This window comes from Streptomyces sp. NPDC021622, from assembly GCF_040640795.1.
Taxonomy (GTDB): domain Bacteria; phylum Actinomycetota; class Actinomycetes; order Streptomycetales; family Streptomycetaceae; genus Streptomyces.
The window spans coordinates 408,083-423,155 of sequence record NZ_JBFACK010000001.1; the positions used below are offsets into that span (position 1 = coordinate 408,083).

General features: G+C 69.7%; 13 protein-coding genes. 5 read left to right on the forward strand and 8 right to left on the reverse strand.

All coding sequences use genetic code 11. The features are described 5' to 3' along the window. Nucleotides 1–3: 3 nt before the first annotated feature. Together AB0G47_RS01860 and AB0G47_RS01865 are read right to left on the reverse strand one after the other, a co-directional pair. Entirely contained in the window at nucleotides 4–3,063 is a 3,060-nt protein-coding gene (locus AB0G47_RS01860; protein ID WP_360763035.1) for a VWA domain-containing protein, read from the reverse strand. Between the two features lie 132 nt (nucleotides 3,064–3,195). Then, on the reverse strand, nucleotides 3,196–3,993 hold the full coding sequence (locus AB0G47_RS01865) for an MBL fold metallo-hydrolase (RefSeq protein ID WP_360763038.1): 798 nt from the start codon (nucleotides 3,991–3,993) through the stop codon (nucleotides 3,196–3,198). 151 nt (nucleotides 3,994–4,144) lie between these two features. On the opposite strand from AB0G47_RS01865, the gene AB0G47_RS01870 reads away from it, so the two are divergent. Then, on the forward strand, nucleotides 4,145–4,774 hold the full coding sequence (locus tag AB0G47_RS01870; RefSeq protein WP_360763922.1) for an ABATE domain-containing protein: 630 nt from the start codon (nucleotides 4,145–4,147) through the stop codon (nucleotides 4,772–4,774). 169 nt (nucleotides 4,775–4,943) lie between these two features. Here the strand turns inward: AB0G47_RS01870 and AB0G47_RS01875 are convergent, their stop codons facing one another. Further along, entirely contained in the window at nucleotides 4,944–6,149 is a 1,206-nt protein-coding gene (locus tag AB0G47_RS01875; RefSeq protein ID WP_360763041.1) for an MFS transporter, read from the reverse strand. Nucleotides 6,150–6,290: 141 nt separating this feature from the next. Between AB0G47_RS01875 and AB0G47_RS01880 the strand changes: the two genes are divergently transcribed. Both AB0G47_RS01880 and AB0G47_RS01885 read left to right on the forward strand, forming a co-directional pair. Beyond that, nucleotides 6,291–6,869, forward strand: coding sequence for an XRE family transcriptional regulator (locus AB0G47_RS01880; RefSeq protein ID WP_360763045.1), 579 nt, complete (start codon nucleotides 6,291–6,293; stop codon nucleotides 6,867–6,869). Between the two features lie 86 nt (nucleotides 6,870–6,955). Then, nucleotides 6,956–7,960, forward strand: a complete 1,005-nt coding sequence (locus tag AB0G47_RS01885) for an NAD(P)/FAD-dependent oxidoreductase (protein WP_360763048.1) — start codon at nucleotides 6,956–6,958, stop codon at nucleotides 7,958–7,960. 63 nt (nucleotides 7,961–8,023) lie between these two features. Here AB0G47_RS01885 and glnA read toward each other — a convergent pair whose 3' ends face one another. Next, nucleotides 8,024–9,433 carry a type I glutamate--ammonia ligase gene (gene glnA / locus AB0G47_RS01890; RefSeq protein WP_360763051.1) on the reverse strand — a complete coding sequence of 470 codons (1,410 nt, stop codon included), beginning with the start codon at nucleotides 9,431–9,433 and terminating at the stop codon, nucleotides 8,024–8,026. Between the two features lie 218 nt (nucleotides 9,434–9,651). Between glnA and AB0G47_RS01895 the strand changes: the two genes are divergently transcribed. Beyond that, nucleotides 9,652–10,119: an RDD family protein gene (locus AB0G47_RS01895; protein ID WP_360763054.1), complete on the forward strand. Its 468-nt coding sequence runs from the start codon at nucleotides 9,652–9,654 to the stop codon at nucleotides 10,117–10,119. A 108-nt stretch (nucleotides 10,120–10,227) separates the two neighbouring features. Here the strand turns inward: AB0G47_RS01895 and AB0G47_RS01900 are convergent, their stop codons facing one another. From AB0G47_RS01900 to lipB, 4 genes are all read right to left on the reverse strand, one after another. Then, complete coding sequence (locus AB0G47_RS01900) at nucleotides 10,228–10,929, reverse strand: DUF4191 domain-containing protein (protein ID WP_360763057.1); 702 nt, start codon at nucleotides 10,927–10,929, stop codon at nucleotides 10,228–10,230. A gap of 30 nt (nucleotides 10,930–10,959) precedes the next feature. Next, nucleotides 10,960–11,163: a hypothetical protein gene (locus AB0G47_RS01905; RefSeq protein WP_135328862.1), complete on the reverse strand. Its 204-nt coding sequence runs from the start codon at nucleotides 11,161–11,163 to the stop codon at nucleotides 10,960–10,962. Between the two features lie 319 nt (nucleotides 11,164–11,482). Further along, a complete protein-coding gene (locus AB0G47_RS01910) occupies nucleotides 11,483–12,448 on the reverse strand; it encodes a lipoyl synthase (RefSeq protein ID WP_266867766.1) in 966 nt (321 codons plus the stop codon). Nucleotides 12,449–12,549: 101 nt separating this feature from the next. After that, nucleotides 12,550–13,380 (reverse strand): lipoyl(octanoyl) transferase LipB, encoded by an 831-nt coding sequence (gene lipB / locus AB0G47_RS01915; protein ID WP_360763060.1) that lies wholly within the window; start codon nucleotides 13,378–13,380, stop codon nucleotides 12,550–12,552. Between the two features lie 220 nt (nucleotides 13,381–13,600). Between lipB and AB0G47_RS01920 the strand changes: the two genes are divergently transcribed. Beyond that, nucleotides 13,601–15,043, forward strand: a complete 1,443-nt coding sequence (locus tag AB0G47_RS01920; RefSeq protein ID WP_360763063.1) for a regulator — start codon at nucleotides 13,601–13,603, stop codon at nucleotides 15,041–15,043. The last annotated feature ends 30 nt before the right edge of the window (nucleotides 15,044–15,073 follow it).

Here is a 15,073-nt window from a genome sequence, read left to right on the forward strand (position 1 = left end):
GGGTCAGAAATTGGAGATCACGCTGGTGATCACGTCATTGATCATCTTGGGGTTCTTCGCGTCGTACGCCCGGCCTCCGGTGGCGGATGCGACCTCCTGGAGGACGGTCCTGCCCCCGGCGTCCTTCTCGTCCGCCTTGTCGCCGTAGGCAATCGTGAACACCCGGATCTGCGGCTTTCCGCGATCGCCGATCCGCTTCAGGAGCTTGTCGAGCGACAGGCTGTTGCTGTCTTCGTTGACGCCGTCGGTCAGCAGCACGACCGCGTTGATGGCCGCCGGGTCGTAGTCATCGCGCAGGGTCTTCACGGCGGCGTCCAGGGTGTCGTAGAGGCCGGTCGCGCCGCCCGGCTCAAGCCCGGTGACGTTGTCGGTCAGTGCCTTCGAGCGGGGGCCGCCGGAGAGCTTTCCGTCGAACGGGCCGAGCGGCACCAGTTCCTTGTAGTCCTTGCCGCCGCCGATGACGTCGGCGTCCGAGAACTTCCAGAGGCCGACCCGGTCGCTCTTGTCGAACTCCCCGAACAGGGCGGGCTCGGCCCGCTTGAGCAGCTCCATCTTCGTGTCGCCCGTCCCCGGCACCTCGCTGTTCATCGACTCGGACGTGTCGATGACGGTCAGGACGTTGGCGCGCCTGCGGAGTGTGGGCCAGAGCTCAAGGAGCCGGTCGAGCACATCGCCCTCGGGCATCCGCATGGGAGTGAAGGGGGCATCGGGCAGCACTCCGTTGGCCTCGGCGACCTGCCCGGTTCCCCTGAGGACCCTGCCTTCGTGGGTGCGGTAGCCGTACGGCGCGAAGTGCTTCTTGAACACCGCGGGGGTGCGCAGATGGTCGAGGAAGTCACCGGAGACCGCCTTCTGTGCCGCGGTCATGCCGTTGAGCTCGATGTAGGGGTGCTCGGAGAACGGGACCCCGTCCTTCGGATAGAAGGAGGCCAGCGGGGTGTGCGGCTTGCCGGCCTTCGCACAGCCCTTGTCGTCGCTCGGAGCCCCGCACGGATACCCGGCGTTGTACGCCACGACGGTGTTCTCCTCCAGCGTGACGGCGGAGATGTACGACATGGCCTTGTCCGGGCCCGCCTCGCTCGCCTCCCGGAGGTTGGCGAGGAACGTCAGTGTCGTGTCGCCGTAGTGGACCGCCGACTTCTCGATGCTCTTGACGAAGTCCTGGTTGGCGGGCTTGTCGATGTGCGGGGTGCTCAGTTCGCTGCTGGTGCCCGTCTTGGCGAAGAAGGCGGCCACGGTGGCGTTGAGTCCGGACGTCGAATAGCCGGGGTTCGTCTTGCCGAGCTTGAAGGCGCCCCACTCCGGCCGGTTGTGCTCCTTCCAGAACCCGTCGGCGTCCTTCGACCAGTCCGCGAGCTCCTTCCAGCTGATCGTCCGCTCGGGCCAGCCGAGCTCCTTGGCCATCGGCTCGGGCATCGCGATGGTCAGGGGGCTCTGCACGATCGGCTTCGCCTGCTCCTGCCCGGGGAACAGCTCTTTCATCGTCCCCTTCGCGCGGCTGCGGGCCAGCGAGAGCCATGAACTCCCGGCGGGCGACCACACGTCGGGCTTGTCCCCGTCGGACTCGTCCCACCCGTCGGCGAGCGCCCGCATCGCGGTGCCCGAATTGACCCCGACGACCTGGACTCTGGTGCACTTGCCTGCGCCGCGGCGGTTTCCGTAGTCGCTCGCCGCCTTCTCCAGGGACTCCGACAGATCTACGGACGCGGCGATCCGCACGGTGGTGTCCGCGTCCGAGCACCTCGGGAGCGCGGCGGGGGATGCCGGGCCCTTGCCGTCCGAGCCGCCGCCCTGACACGAGACAACGATGGGCGTGGTGATGCCCGCGAGGGCGAGGAATGCCGCGGAGATCAGGAGAGGTCTGCGTCTTGCGTGCAGCGTGGCGCCGAGCCGTCGTCTGGGGCGTGGGGAAGGTGTGAGGGGCTGGGGGCGGGGGTGGGATTCGGCGGGGCGCGGGGGAAGGGGGGTGGTGCCGGTGTTGGAGCCTGTGCTGGTGCCGGCCGGCAGTGTCGGGGTGCGGGCCGGTTCGCTCGCCTGCCGCTCGGGGGTCGGCTCGCTCTGCGCCTGGCTGACGGGCGTCTGTCCGGTCGGGTTCTCGTGGGCGGATTCGCCGGGCGGTGCTTCACCGGGCGGTGCTTCGACGGACTGTGCTTCGACGGGCGGCGGTTGGACCGGCAGTGCTCCGACGGGCGGCGCTCCGACGGGCGGCGGCTGGACGGGCAGTGCTTCGACTCGGGGTGCTTCGCCGGGCGGCTCTGCGACGGGCAGCGCTGCGACCTGCGGCGTTTCGACCTGCGGCGTTTCGGCCTGCGGCGCTTCACCGGGCGGTGCCGGCTTGAGCGCGCTCAGGACGGCGAAGGCGGCCCCGGCCGCGTTCCCGGCGGCGGTCGGCTGGGAACCGGCGGCGTCGGCGATGTGCTTCTGGCCGTCCGCCTTGTCGCTGATGCCGCGGATGGTGAGCCAGAGCGTGCCGGCGAGGTGGGCCGCCTGGGCGACGCCCGCGCTCTCCATCTCGATGGCCACCGCGTCGTTGAACCGCTCGTCGAGCTGCGCGGCGAGGGCGGACTCCGGGCTGTTGAGCACGACTTCGCCGGCCGCGACCGGCTTGAAGTGGACCGTGCCGTGCCACCGCGGGCCGCGCAGAGCGAACTTCGCGGCCTGCAGCAGCCGGTGCGAGGCCTCCCAGCTCCGTGGGCGTGACTTGAAGCCGTCCGCGGACTCCTTGCCGCCGTGCACCGCGTGCACACGGGTCGCCACGACGACGTCCCCGAGCTGGATGTCGCTCTTCACGCCGCCCGCGATCCCGACGAAGAACAGCGCGTCGGGCTGCAGCCAGGCGCGCAGCTGCCCGGTCAGCGCGGCGGCGGCCTGGTTGCCCTCGCCGATCTCGGCCAGGGCGACCCGCCAGGTGGCGTGGTCGCCCTGATGGGACCCGACCTCCACGAAGGTGCCGTCGGCGTGCCACTGTGTCTGAGGGTCGGCGAGATGACTTCGTACGGCCTCGTACTCCAGCCGAAGTGCCGTAAGGATGACCACCGTGCGCATCGGAAGAGCTTCTGTCACCTGACCAACCGAATCTCGATGCCGACCTGTCCGGGAGACTCACGCTAGAGCATCGTCACACGGTAACTCCCTTTGTAGGAGGGAGACATGGGTGATCGCCGAGCTTTTGTTGTGGTGTCGTGATACGTCGCTTCAGACCAGGTCGAGCCGGTCGGCGAGCCCCGCTTCGGTGAAGGCGGAGACCAACTCGTCGCGCCCCTCGGTGAAATGGGCCCAGCTGTCGAAGTGGACGGGAACGACCTTGCGTGCCCCCAGGATCCTGGCGGCCTCGGCGGCCTGGGCGCTGTCGAGAACGATGGGCGCACCGTCGAACAGAAACGGGAAGCGGGGAGCGCCGGCGAACAGCACGGCGGTGTCCACGGGACCGAACCGCCCCGCGATCTCCTCCACCGCACTGAGCGAGGCATTGTCGCCACTGACGTAGACCGTCGGAAGTCCTTCCCCGGTCAGGACGAATCCGACGACCTCGCCGGTCACCGCCTCGACCTCCGTGCGCGGCCCGGGACCGTGGACGGCGGGCACGCCCGTCACGGTCACGCGTCCGCCGCCGGGCCGCTCGAGCTCTATGGACTCCCAGTCGGCGAGACCCTTGGCTCTGTCCCCCAGGCGCCGCCCGCCGCCCGGGGTGGTGAGGGTGAGCGGCACGTCGGCGAGCAGGGCGCGGCCGGAGTCGTCGAGGTTGTCGGGGTGTTCGTCGTGCGAGAGCAGGACCACGTCGACGTCGCCGAGGTCGGCGGGGGAGCAGGCGGCGGGCGCGGTCTTGGTCAGGCCGGGGCCGCCCGGCACCGGGAAGTAGTCGCCGGGAGCGTCGAAGGTGGGGTCGGTGAGGAACCTCAGCCCGCCGTACTCGAAGAGAGCGGTCGGGCCGCCGAAGACGCGTACGGGGAGCTGGTCGCCGGCCGTGCCGGAAGCAGCCGTGGAAGCAGCCATGCAGAAACACACCTCACGGATGGGGATTGAGTTATCCATGAGGAACGGTAGTCGTGTCTCACGGATGAGGGCAAGACGTACCATGAGACACGTGAAGCTCAAGGAGACGGTGATCGCGGGGGAGTTGGCGCCGGGAGACGCCGAGCGGCAGGTGCCGGCAGATGCTCAGCCGACGCCGACGCCGACGCCGACGCCGACGCCGACGCCGACGCCGACGCCCGCCCCCGGCGCGGACCAGTACCCCGCCCTCGACTTCGCCAACAGCGCCATCGCCCTGCCCGGCGGCCAGTTCACCGACCTCATCGGCACCCCCGCCGCCGCCAACCAGTGGCTCTTCGCGCACGACCTCGCCCCGGCCGACGCCGGACTCCAGGAGATGTGCACGGCCCAACTGCGCACCCTGCGGGAGCAGATCCGCTCGCTGCTCGCGGCCCGGGTCGAGGGATGCCCGCCCCCGGCGAGCGCGCTCACCGCAGTCAACGAGGCCCTGACCAGGGCGCCCGCGGCGACCCTGCTCCACTGGACCCCTGAAGGCGGCCTGTACCGTGCCGCCTCCCACCCCGTCACGCAGATCGTCGAGCGCGCCCTTGCGACCCTCGCCGCCGACGCCGCCGACCTGCTCACCGGCCCCGACGCCGACCGCCTCACCGCCTGCGGCTCCGCCCCCTGCAACCGCTACCTGCTGCGACACGGCCGCCGCCACTGGTGCTCGACGCGCTGCGGCGACCGCGCCCGAGCGGCCCGCGCGTACGCCCGACGTACGCGTTCGGTGAAGCAGTAGACCAGCGGCTGGCTGCTCGACAGGAACAACGACGGGGATGACGCGCGTCACTACGGCTTCGAGGTCCCCGGCTCGAAGTGAGGCGTCCCCGAACCCAGGGCCACCGCACTGAACACAACACACGACGAGGGCCGCCACCCCGACCAGGACGGCGGCCCTCGCCACGGCCTCAGCCGACCCCGCGCGCCCGGTCGAGGAGGACGAGCGGAACGGCGGCCACGGCGAGGGCGGCTCCGATCCAGCCGACCGAGATGAGCGAGGCGCCCTGGGTGAATGCGGCGGCCGCCAGTACGGGCGTGATGCTGATGCCCAGCTGGAACGCCGACACGGTCGTGGCGCCGGCGAGGGTCGGGGCATCGGCCGCGATCGCGAAGACGCGCCCGTAGACCGCGGGGTTCAGCACGAACGCGGCGACACCGAGCAGGAACACGGTCGGCACCACGGCCCAGACCTCTTCGACAGCCGCGACCAGCACGACCGACAGGAGCAGGATCGCGGACGTGCCGGTGAGCAGCGCGAGGTGGGGGCGCCGATCGGAGACACGCCCGCCGATGGACAGCCCCACGAAGGAGCCGATTCCGAACAGCGCGAGGATCGCCGGGACCCAGACCTCGGGAAGTTCGGTGATGTCCGTGAGCATGGCCGCCAGGTAGTTGAACGAGATCATGTACGCCGCGGTGGTCAGGACAGTGATCGCGTACATGCCCCAGAGCGCCGGCCTGCGCATCGTGGCCAACTCGGCGGACACACGCGGCGCGACGGCCGCCGAGGGGCGGTCCGATCCGGTGGTGGCGGGCAGCCCGAGCAGACATCCGGCCATCCCGGCGACCGTCAGGGCGACGACGGCCCAGAAGCCACCGCGCCAGTCGGTGAAGTGGCTCAGCAGCGTGCCCGCGGGACCGCCGGCGACCATCGCCAGGCTGAGTCCGCTGACCACGACACCGGAAGCGCGGGCATTGCGGTCCGGCGTCACAAGCCCGATCGCGGTCACCGACGCGACGGCGAAGAATCCCGCATAGGCGATGCCCGACACCACTCGACTGACCAGCAGCACCTGGTAATTGCCGAGCAGCCCGGCGGCGACACCGGCCGCGAAGACGGCCTGGGTGGCCACCAGCGCGGTGCGGCGCGGCCAGCGCAGGCTGAGCACGGCGAACGGCGGCCCTCCGACCACGACACCGACGGCGAACGCGGTGATGAGCATCCCGGCGGAGGACAGCGAGACGTCCAAGTCGTCGGCGACGGCGGGCAGTACACCCGCAAGCAGAAACTCCGCGCTTCCCATGGCGAACAGACTGAAGCCCATCAAATACACGCCCGCGGGCAGCAGCCCGGAGCTGGCGCTCCGGGCCGTCATCGGTTCGGTACTGACCATCAGCGCCCACCCTCTCCGTCTTCGTCGAGCCCGTAGTGGCGATCCATCCGGACCACCTCGGCCGTCCAAAGAATCGGGAGATCCCTCGGCCCCCGACAAAAACCGTTGCCGTTTCCGGGACATGCTGGTTCCCTGCCGACCATGGACGAGCAACCGAGCGTCGACGCCGTGATCGAGCAGATTGCCCCCCGTCTGCGACGCGCCCGCGAGAAGAAGGACATCAGCTTGGCCGACCTGGCCCGCGTCACGGGCATCTCGACCAGCACCCTGTCCCGACTGGAGTCCGCTCAGCGCAAGCCGAGCCTCGAACTCCTCCTGCCGATCACCGCGGCCCTCGGCATCCCGCTGGACGAGATCGTCGCCGCACCACGGATCCTCGATCCGCGCGTGCCGCAACAGCCCACGAGGAAAGACGGCCGCGTACTGATCCCGCTGTCACGCCAGCAAGCAGAGCCACGCGCCTACAAGTTGACGATCCCGGCACACGACACCGACCCCCATCTGCGCACCCATGCGGGCCACGAATGGCTCTACGTGCTCCGCGGACGGCTGCGCGTAAAACTGGGCGACGGCGACTTCGTCATCGGAGCCGGCGAGGCGGCCGAGTTCGACTGCAACATCCCGCACTGGTTCGGCGCCGCAGGCCAGGGCAGCGTCGAGGTGCTCAGCCTCTTCGGCAAACAGGGCGAGCGCATCCACTTCCGAACGTCTCGCCGCTGAACGCGGAACCGCCTGTCCCAGAATCGGCAACAGAAATGGCCGACTGGGGTACGGCCGGCGCAGCCTGTGCCCAGGAGGTGATCGCCATGGGCGACACGCAGAAGAACGGGCAGTCGAGCGGGCAGGACATGTACGACGCCGTCATCATCGGGGGCGGCGCCAGCGGCCTAAGCACCGCTCTCGTACTGGGCCGCGCACGCCGCAAGGTGGCAGTGGTAGACGCCGGCGAACCACGCAACGCCCCCGCCGCACACATGCAGGGCTTCCTCACCCGCGACGGCATGCCGCCCGCGGCGCTGCTGGAGGTGGGGCGTGCGGAAGTATCCAGATACGGGGTCCACTTGATCGAGGGAAGGGCGGAAACCGTGCAGCCCGCGCCCCGCTTCTTCTCCGTACAACTGGCCGGCGGCCCGGTCCTGCGCACCCGGCATGTGGTGCTCGCAACCGGTCTGCGGGACGAACTGCCGGAGATCCCCGGCGTACGGGAGCGATGGGGACGCGACGTACTCCACTGCCCGTACTGCCACGGATACGAGGTCCGGGACCGCCCCTTCGCGGTGCTGGGCACACACCCGAACTCCGTCAACCAGGCGCTGCTCGTGCGGCAGTGGTCCGAAGACATCGTCTACGTCCCGGGCACCCGCCCACTCACGGCCGACGACCGCGAACGCCTGGAGGCCCGCGGGGTACGCATCGCCGCTGCCGGCGCGATCGTGCAGACGCTGACGGATGACGACCGACTGCACGGCGTGGAGCTCAAGAACGGGACGGTGGTGCCGTGCGAGGTCGCATTCATCTTCCCCCGGATGATCCCGAACGACAGCGTCCTCGACGGCCTCGGCTGCACCCGGAACGAGGCCGGCTCCGTGAAGACGGACAACGCGGGCCGCACCAGCGTCCCGGGCATCTGGGCGGTCGGCAACGCCGGCGACTCACGTGCACTGGTGATCTCAGCAGCGGGCATGGGCGCAGCAGCGGCCTTCGCCCTCAACCACGACCTGGTCGACACGGAGGTGCAGCAATCCGTAACCGAACTACGGTCCGCCCGCACAGCCATGCAGAGCGGGGCTGGGCTTCTGGCAGAACAGTGAGGGCCGCCACCTCGTATCGAGGTGGCGGCCCTCACTGATTTCCGCAGGTCACGACCCAGCGGCTTAGATGTCGAAGTACAGCTCGAACTCGTGCGGGTGCGGCCGCAGCTGGATCGGGGCGATTTCGTTCGTGCGCTTGTAGTCGATCCACGTCTCGATCAGGTCGGACGTGAAGACGCCGCCCGCCTGCAGGTATTCGTTGTCCGCCTCGAGGGCGTCGAGGACCGCGGGGAGGGAGGTCGGGACCTGGGCGACGCCCGCGTGCTCCTCGGGGGCGAGCTCGTAGAGGTCCTTGTCGATCGGCTCCGGCGGCTCGATCTTGTTCTTGACGCCGTCGAGGCCCGCGAGGAGGAGCGCGGAGAAGGCGAGGTACGGGTTCGAGGACGGGTCCGGGGCGCGGAACTCGACGCGCTTGGCCTTCGGGTTCGAGCCCGTGATCGGGATGCGCATCGCCGCGGAGCGGTTGCGCTGCGAGTACACCATGTTGACCGGGGCCTCGAAGCCGGGGACCAGTCGGTGGTAGGAGTTCACCGTCGGGTTGGTGAAGGCCAGCAGCGACGGGGCGTGCTTGAGGATGCCGCCGATGTAGTAGCGGGCGGTGTCCGAGAGACCGGCGTAGCCCTGCTCGTCGTAGAACAGCGGGTCGCCGTTGGCCCACAGCGACTGGTGGACGTGCATGCCCGAGCCGTTGTCGCCGAAGATCGGCTTCGGCATGAAGGTCGCGGTCTTGTCGTTGCGCCAGGCGACGTTCTTCACGATGTACTTGAAGAGCATCAGGTCGTCGGCCGCGGCGAGCAGCGTGTTGAACTTGTAGTTGATCTCCGCCTGGCCGGCCGTGCCGACCTCGTGGTGCTGGCGCTCGACCTGGAGGCCGTTCTTGTCCAGCTCCAGGGAGATCTCCGCGCGCAGGTCGGCGAAGTGGTCGACCGGCGGGGCCGGGAAGTAGCCGCCCTTGTAGCGGACCTTGTAGCCGCGGTTGTTCTCGACCGCACCGGTGTTCCAGGCGCCGGCCTCGGAGTCGATGTGGTAGAAGCTCTCGTTCGCCGACGTCTGGAAGCGGACGTTGTCGAAGACGTAGAACTCGGCCTCGGGGCCGAAGTAGGCCGTGTCGGCGATGCCGGTCGAGGCCAGGTACGCCTCGGCCTTCTTCGCCACGTTCCGCGGGTCACGGCTGTACTGCTCGCCCGTGATCGGGTCGTGGATGAAGAAGTTGATGTTGACGGTCTTGTCGCGGCGGAAGGGGTCGACCCGGGCGGTCGACAGGTCCGCGCGCAGCGCCATGTCGGACTCGTGGATGGCCTGGAAGCCGCGGATCGACGAACCGTCGAAGGCCAGCTCCTCGTTCGGGTCGAACGCCGCTGCCGGGATGGTGAAGTGCTGCATCACTCCGGGCAGGTCGCAGAACCGGACATCGACGAACTTCACATCCTCGTCCGCGATGAACTTCTTTGCGTCGTCGGCGTTCTGGAACATCCAACTCCTCCTACTCCCGGCCCCCAGGTGGGTACGGGGTTGCAGCTCGTTGTGCGGCCAGTGCGGTGGCACACGCTGGGACCCGACCATAGGGACGGGGGATTTCTCAAGCATGACCCATTTGTTTCGCCGAAGTTAACCGGGCCGGGTACGCGCGGGGCGCCATTCGTCCTACCCCGCCCGTCCTCGTACGAAATCGGGCGCAGTACCGTGGTCGGGTGGACAACAGGCAAGCAATCGGATCGTGGCTGTCCGGCCCGCGTGCGGCGGCAGAGGACGCGGGCGTCGACTTCGGCTACCGGGGCGAGCAGCTCGGCCTGCCGGAGGAGGGGCCGGGCTCGATCGCGCGGCCCGGCCGACGCATCGGCGCCGTTGCCGTCGACTGGGGCCTGTGCATGGTTATCGCATACGGCCTGCTCGCTCGCGGTGACCAGCAGGCGATGGGCAACTGGGCCCTGGGCATCTTCTTCGCGCTCAACGTACTGACCGTAGGCACGGTCGGCTGCACCCCGGGCAAGGCGCTCTTCAGGCTGCGCGTCATCGCCGAGCGCGGCGGCCGGCTCGGCATCGGCCGGGTCCTCATCCGCAGCCTGCTGCTCTGCGTCGCCATCCCGGCCCTCATCTGGGACCGCGACGGCCGCGGCCTGCACGACCGCCTCGCACGCGCCGTCCAGGTGCGGATCTAGCTCATACGCATACGTCGATCCCACACGCATACGTCGATGGGGCGCCCGGAACCGAGTGGTTCCGGGCGCCCCATTTGAGTTTCGAGCAGCGGCTGCGGCAGGGCAGCGCTAGCGCATCTTCGGCCCGCCGCGAGGCATCCGCATGCCCTTCGGCATCGGCCCCTTAGGCAGCGGCATGTTGCTCATCAGGTCGCCCATCGCGCGCAGCCGGTCGTTGGTCGCCGTGACCTGCGGGCCCTGGAGGACGCGGGGGAGCTTCAGAAGCGTCGTACGCAGCTTCTTCAGCGGGACCTCGCCCTCGCCGGTGCCGACGATGACGTCATGCACCGGGACGTCCGAGACGACACGCGCCATCTTCTTCTTCTCGGCGGCCAGCAGGCTCTTCACCCGGTTCGGGTTGCCCTCGGCCACGAGCACGATGCCGGCCTTGCCGACCGTGCGGTGCACGACGTCCTGGCTGCGGTTCATCGCCACCGCCGGAGTCGTCGTCCAGCCACGGCCGATCTTGTCGAGCACCGCGGCCGCCGCACCGGGCTGGCCCTCCATCTGCCCGAAGGCGGCACGCTCGGCCCTGCGCCCGAAGACGATCGCCATCGCGAGGAAGGCGAGCACAAAGCCCAGAATGCCGAGATAGATCGGGTGACCGATCCCGAAGCCGATCGCGAGGAAGACACCGAAGGTGACGATTCCCACAGCCGCGATGACAAGCCCGATCCGCGGATCGGCCTTGCGGGTCATCTTGTAGGTCAGAGCGATCTGCTTGAGTCGCCCGGGGTTCGCGGCGTCCGCCGCGGTTTCCTTCCTCGCCATGTCCTGAAGTCTACGTGTCCCTGGAAGTGACTACGACGTGCGGGTTGTCATCGCCTCTTCGAGCACGCGCAGCGCCTCGGCCCGGTCCTTGGCGCGGCGCCGGTCGTCGAGCACGGACGTCCAGGCGTTGCGGCGTGCGGTGCGCTGGCCGCCGCTCATGAGCAGCGACTCGACGGCACGCAGTGCGTCGGTGACGGACGGGATGGCGGTGGCGCGTACGGGCGCGGCCTGCATGGTGGGGCCCTCCTGAGCGGCTATGGGTAGGGCTGTACGTGGGGTAATTCCAGGGTCACTGATTGGTGTTACCAGGGCGTGACCGACCGGTCAAACACCGATGAAACCTTGACGCTCAGCCGCAGAACGCTGACGCGGCCCGTACGGTCCCCCTCACCTGCGGGGACCGTACGGGCCGCGTCGTATCAGCCTCTACTCGGCGGTAGTCGCTTGTGCGTCGATTCACACAGTCGGGCCTGTGGTCCGGATCGGACGACCCGGGTCGTCCGGATCGGACCACCGGGCCCACGCCCGGATCAGACCACCGGCGTCGCCCGGATCAGACCGCCTGCGCCGCCACGTACGACCCGCGCTTCTCGATCGCCATCTGGTACAGGCGCCCGGCGCGGTACGAGGAGCGGACCAGCGGCCCGGACATGACGCCGGAGAAGCCGATCTCCTCGGCCTCCTCCTTCAGCTCCACGAACTCCGCCGGCTTGGCCCAGCGCTCCACGGGGTGGTGGCGCGGCGTCGGGCGCAGGTACTGGGTGATCGTGATGAGCTCGCAGCCCGCGTCGTGCAGGGCGTGCAGCGCCTCGCTGATCTCCTCGCGCTCCTCGCCCATGCCGAGGATGAGGTTCGACTTGGTGACCAGGCCGGCCTCACGGGCCCGCGTGATGACCTCGAGCGAGCGCTCGAAGCGGAAGCCGGGGCGGATCCGCTTGAAGATGCGCGGCACGGTCTCCACGTTGTGCCCGAGGACCTCGGGGCGCGAGGAGAAGACCTCGGCCAGCTGGTCGGGGTCGGCGTTGAAGTCGGGGATGAGCAGCTCGACCTTGGTCTTGCCCTCAGCACGCTCCGCCGTCATCGCGTGGATCTGGCGCACGGTCTCCGCGTACAGCCAGGCGCCGCCGTCCTCCAGGTCGTCGCGGGCGACGCCGGTGATCGTGGCGTAGTTCAGGTCCATCGTGACGACGGACTCGCCCACGCGGCGCGGCTCGTCGCGGTCCAGGGCCTGCGGCTTGCCCGTGTCGATCTGGCAGAAGTCGCAGCGCCGGGTGCACTGGTCACCGCCGATGAGGAAGGTGGCCTCGCGGTCTTCCCAGCACTCGTAGATGTTGGGACAGCCCGCCTCCTGGCAGACCGTGTGCAGGCCCTCGCTCTTCACGAGGTTCTGCATCTTGGTGTACTCGGGGCCCATTTTCGCCCGGGTCTTGATCCACTCGGGCTTGCGCTCGATGGGGGTCTGGGCATTCCGGACCTCCAGGCGCAGCATCTTGCGTCCGTCGGGTGCGACTGCGGACACATCGGCTCCCTGTAGCTTCGATTCTTCGGCGTACATCAGGGTACGCCCGTGATGTCGTTGGGCTTACGTCCGGCCAACCTCTCACCGAACGGGTCCATTCCCTAGACGGCTGCCTTGGCCTCCGGCTGCTCGGCGGGCTTCTCGATCAGACGCGGCTTGAGCTCCGCGTTCTCCAGGATGTCCCGCAGGTGCCGCTCGGCGACGGGCAGTACGTCGGCGATCGTGACCTCGCGGCCCAGTTCGTACGAGAGCGAAGTCACGCCCGCGTCGCGGATGCCGCACGGGATGATCTTGTCGAACCAGGTGCTGTCCGGGTTCACGTTGAGCGCGAAGCCGTGCATCGTCACGCCCTTGGCGACGCGGATGCCGATCGCGGCGATCTTGCGGTCCTCGCGGCGCTGGCCCGCGTTGGACGGGGCGTACTCCGGGCCGTTGAGCCGGGGGTCGAACTCATCGTCCGCGACCCGCGGGTCGAAGTCCAGGTTCAGCCCGCCCAGCGCCGGACGCTGCTCGCCTTCTTGTCGTGGCTCGCCCAGCACCCATACGCCGCTACGCCCCTCGACCCGCGAGGTCTCCAGGCCAAATTCCGCACACGTACGGATAAGTGCCTCTTCCAGACGGCGCACATGTGCTACGACGTCCACCGGGCGCGGCAGCTTCTGGATCGGGTAGCCCACGAGCTGGCCCGGACCGTGCCAGGTGATCTTTCCGCCGCGGTCCACGTCGATGACGGGGGTGCCGTCCAGCGGGCGCTCACTGGGGTCCGTACGGCGGCCCGCCGTGTAGACCGGCGGGTGCTCGAGGAGCAGACAGGTGTCGGGGAGCTCGTCGGCGAAGCGGGCGGCGTGTACGCGGCGCTGCTCGTCCCAGGCCTCCTGGTACTCGACCGAGTCCGGGCCGAAGCCCAGCCGGACGAACTCAATCTCACTCACGGCAAGTGCCTCCCTAGAACCTTCACCGTGCACATATCGCGCCCCCGGCCACTGTACGGGCAGCGGATTCCCGTCAGTCCTCCGGTCAATCCTCACACGATCGGATGAATGCAGGTCGAAGGTCGCGATGAGGGCGTTGAGGGCCGCTACATTCACGCCGTTCACAGAGCCATAAGGGCTGCTCAAGGCAACGCCCGAAAGGCAGGAGACCGCACAGCTGATGACGGAACGACCTCCGCAGCGCACGCCCAACCGCCAGCTAGCCGCGCTCATCTCAGAAGCCGGCTTCTCCAATGCGGGGCTCGCGCGCCGCGTCGATCAGCTGGGGCTCGAGCACGGTCTCGATCTGCGGTACGACAAGACATCGGTGACCCGCTGGCTGCGCGGGCAGCAGCCGCGAGGCACCACACCCGCGCTGATCGCCGAGGTCTTCACCCGGCGGCTCGGCCGGCGCCTGTCCGCCCAGGACCTGGGGCTCGACGCGTGCGCGCCGGTGTACGCAGGGCTGGAGTTCGCGGCAACGCCAGAGGAGGCCATCGACATCGTCGGCGGGCTCTGGCGCAAGGACTCCGGGAGCCATGCCGAGCTGCGGAAGATCGCGTTCACCCCGGCCGGGCTCGTCGTGCCGAGCAGAGACTGGCTGATCGGCCGCGCAGACGACCGGGTGGGCCGCGGCGACCACGGCCCCGGCGTCCGCGTGCCCTCGCAGGGGCGTCCGGCCATACCGCGCCAGCGCAAGGAACCCGAGAGAGGCGTAGGGGCGAAGGTGAGCAGCGGTGACATCGCCGCCCTGCGCTCCGTCGGCGAGCTCTTCCGCGCGCTCGACCACGCGTACGGCGGCGGGCACGCCCGGCAGGCGCTCGTGCGCTATCTGGAGCACGAGGCCGAGCCGATGCTGCGTGGCAGCTACGGCGAGCAGGCCGGGCGGCGGCTCTTCGCGGCCGCCGCCGATCTGACCCGGCTCGCGGGCTGGACCTCGTACGACATCGCGGCGCACGGCCTGGCCCAGCGGTACTACGTCCAGGCGCTGCGCCTCTCGCAGGCGGCGGGGGACCGGGCGTACGGCAGTTATGTCCTGGTCACGATGAGCCGCCAGGCCGTCTACCTCGGGCACGGGCGCGAGGCGGTCCAGCTGGCGCGGGTGGCGCAGCAGGGCGTCGGCTCCGCGGCGCCGCCCGTCGTGCAGGCCCTGCTGCACTCCGTGGAGGCGCGGGGGCACGGGGTGCTCGGGGAGGTGCGGGCGTGCACGGCGTCGATGGTGCGGGCCGAGCGTGCGCTCGAAACCGCGCGGCCCGGTGACGAGGTCCCCTACTGGGCGCGGTTCTTCGACGAGGCGCAGCTCGCCGACGAGTTCGGCCACTGCCACCGGGACCTCCAGCAGTACCGGGCGGCCGCCCAGCATGCGGAGCGCTCGCTCCAGCTGCGGGGCGCCGGCTATGCCCGCAGCCGGCTCTTCTGCCGGGTGGTGCTCGCCTCCGCGCGCCTCGCCCTCGGCGAGCTGGAGCAGGCCTGCCAGCTGGGGGCGGAGGCTGCGCAGGCCGCGGGCGAGATGCGGAGCGTCCGTGCGGTCGAGTACGTACGGGACTTCGAGCGGCGCCTTGAGCCGTACCGCGACGCGGCGCCGGTGCGGGGATACCGGGACAAGGTGGCGGCGCTGGGCTGAGGTCCGGCGGTGAAATGTAAGGGGCGGGGC

What these genes read in the sequence shown, in the direction of transcription:
- AB0G47_RS01865 (WP_360763038.1), bottom strand. Translation starts at nt 3,993, where the DNA reads ATGGCTGCTTCCACGGCTGCTTCCGGCACGGCCGGCGACCAGCTCCCC.
- AB0G47_RS01875 (WP_360763041.1), bottom strand. Translation starts at nt 6,149, where the DNA reads ATGGTCAGTACCGAACCGATGACGGCCCGGAGCGCCAGCTCCGGGCTG.
- AB0G47_RS01880 (WP_360763045.1), top strand. Translation starts at nt 6,291, where the DNA reads ATGGACGAGCAACCGAGCGTCGACGCCGTGATCGAGCAGATTGCCCCC.
- AB0G47_RS01885 (WP_360763048.1), top strand. Translation starts at nt 6,956, where the DNA reads ATGGGCGACACGCAGAAGAACGGGCAGTCGAGCGGGCAGGACATGTAC.
- glnA (WP_360763051.1), bottom strand. Translation starts at nt 9,433, where the DNA reads ATGTTCCAGAACGCCGACGACGCAAAGAAGTTCATCGCGGACGAGGAT.
- AB0G47_RS01900 (WP_360763057.1), bottom strand. Translation starts at nt 10,929, where the DNA reads ATGGCGAGGAAGGAAACCGCGGCGGACGCCGCGAACCCCGGGCGACTC.
- AB0G47_RS01905 (WP_135328862.1), bottom strand. Translation starts at nt 11,163, where the DNA reads ATGCAGGCCGCGCCCGTACGCGCCACCGCCATCCCGTCCGTCACCGAC.
- AB0G47_RS01920 (WP_360763063.1), top strand. Translation starts at nt 13,601, where the DNA reads ATGACGGAACGACCTCCGCAGCGCACGCCCAACCGCCAGCTAGCCGCG.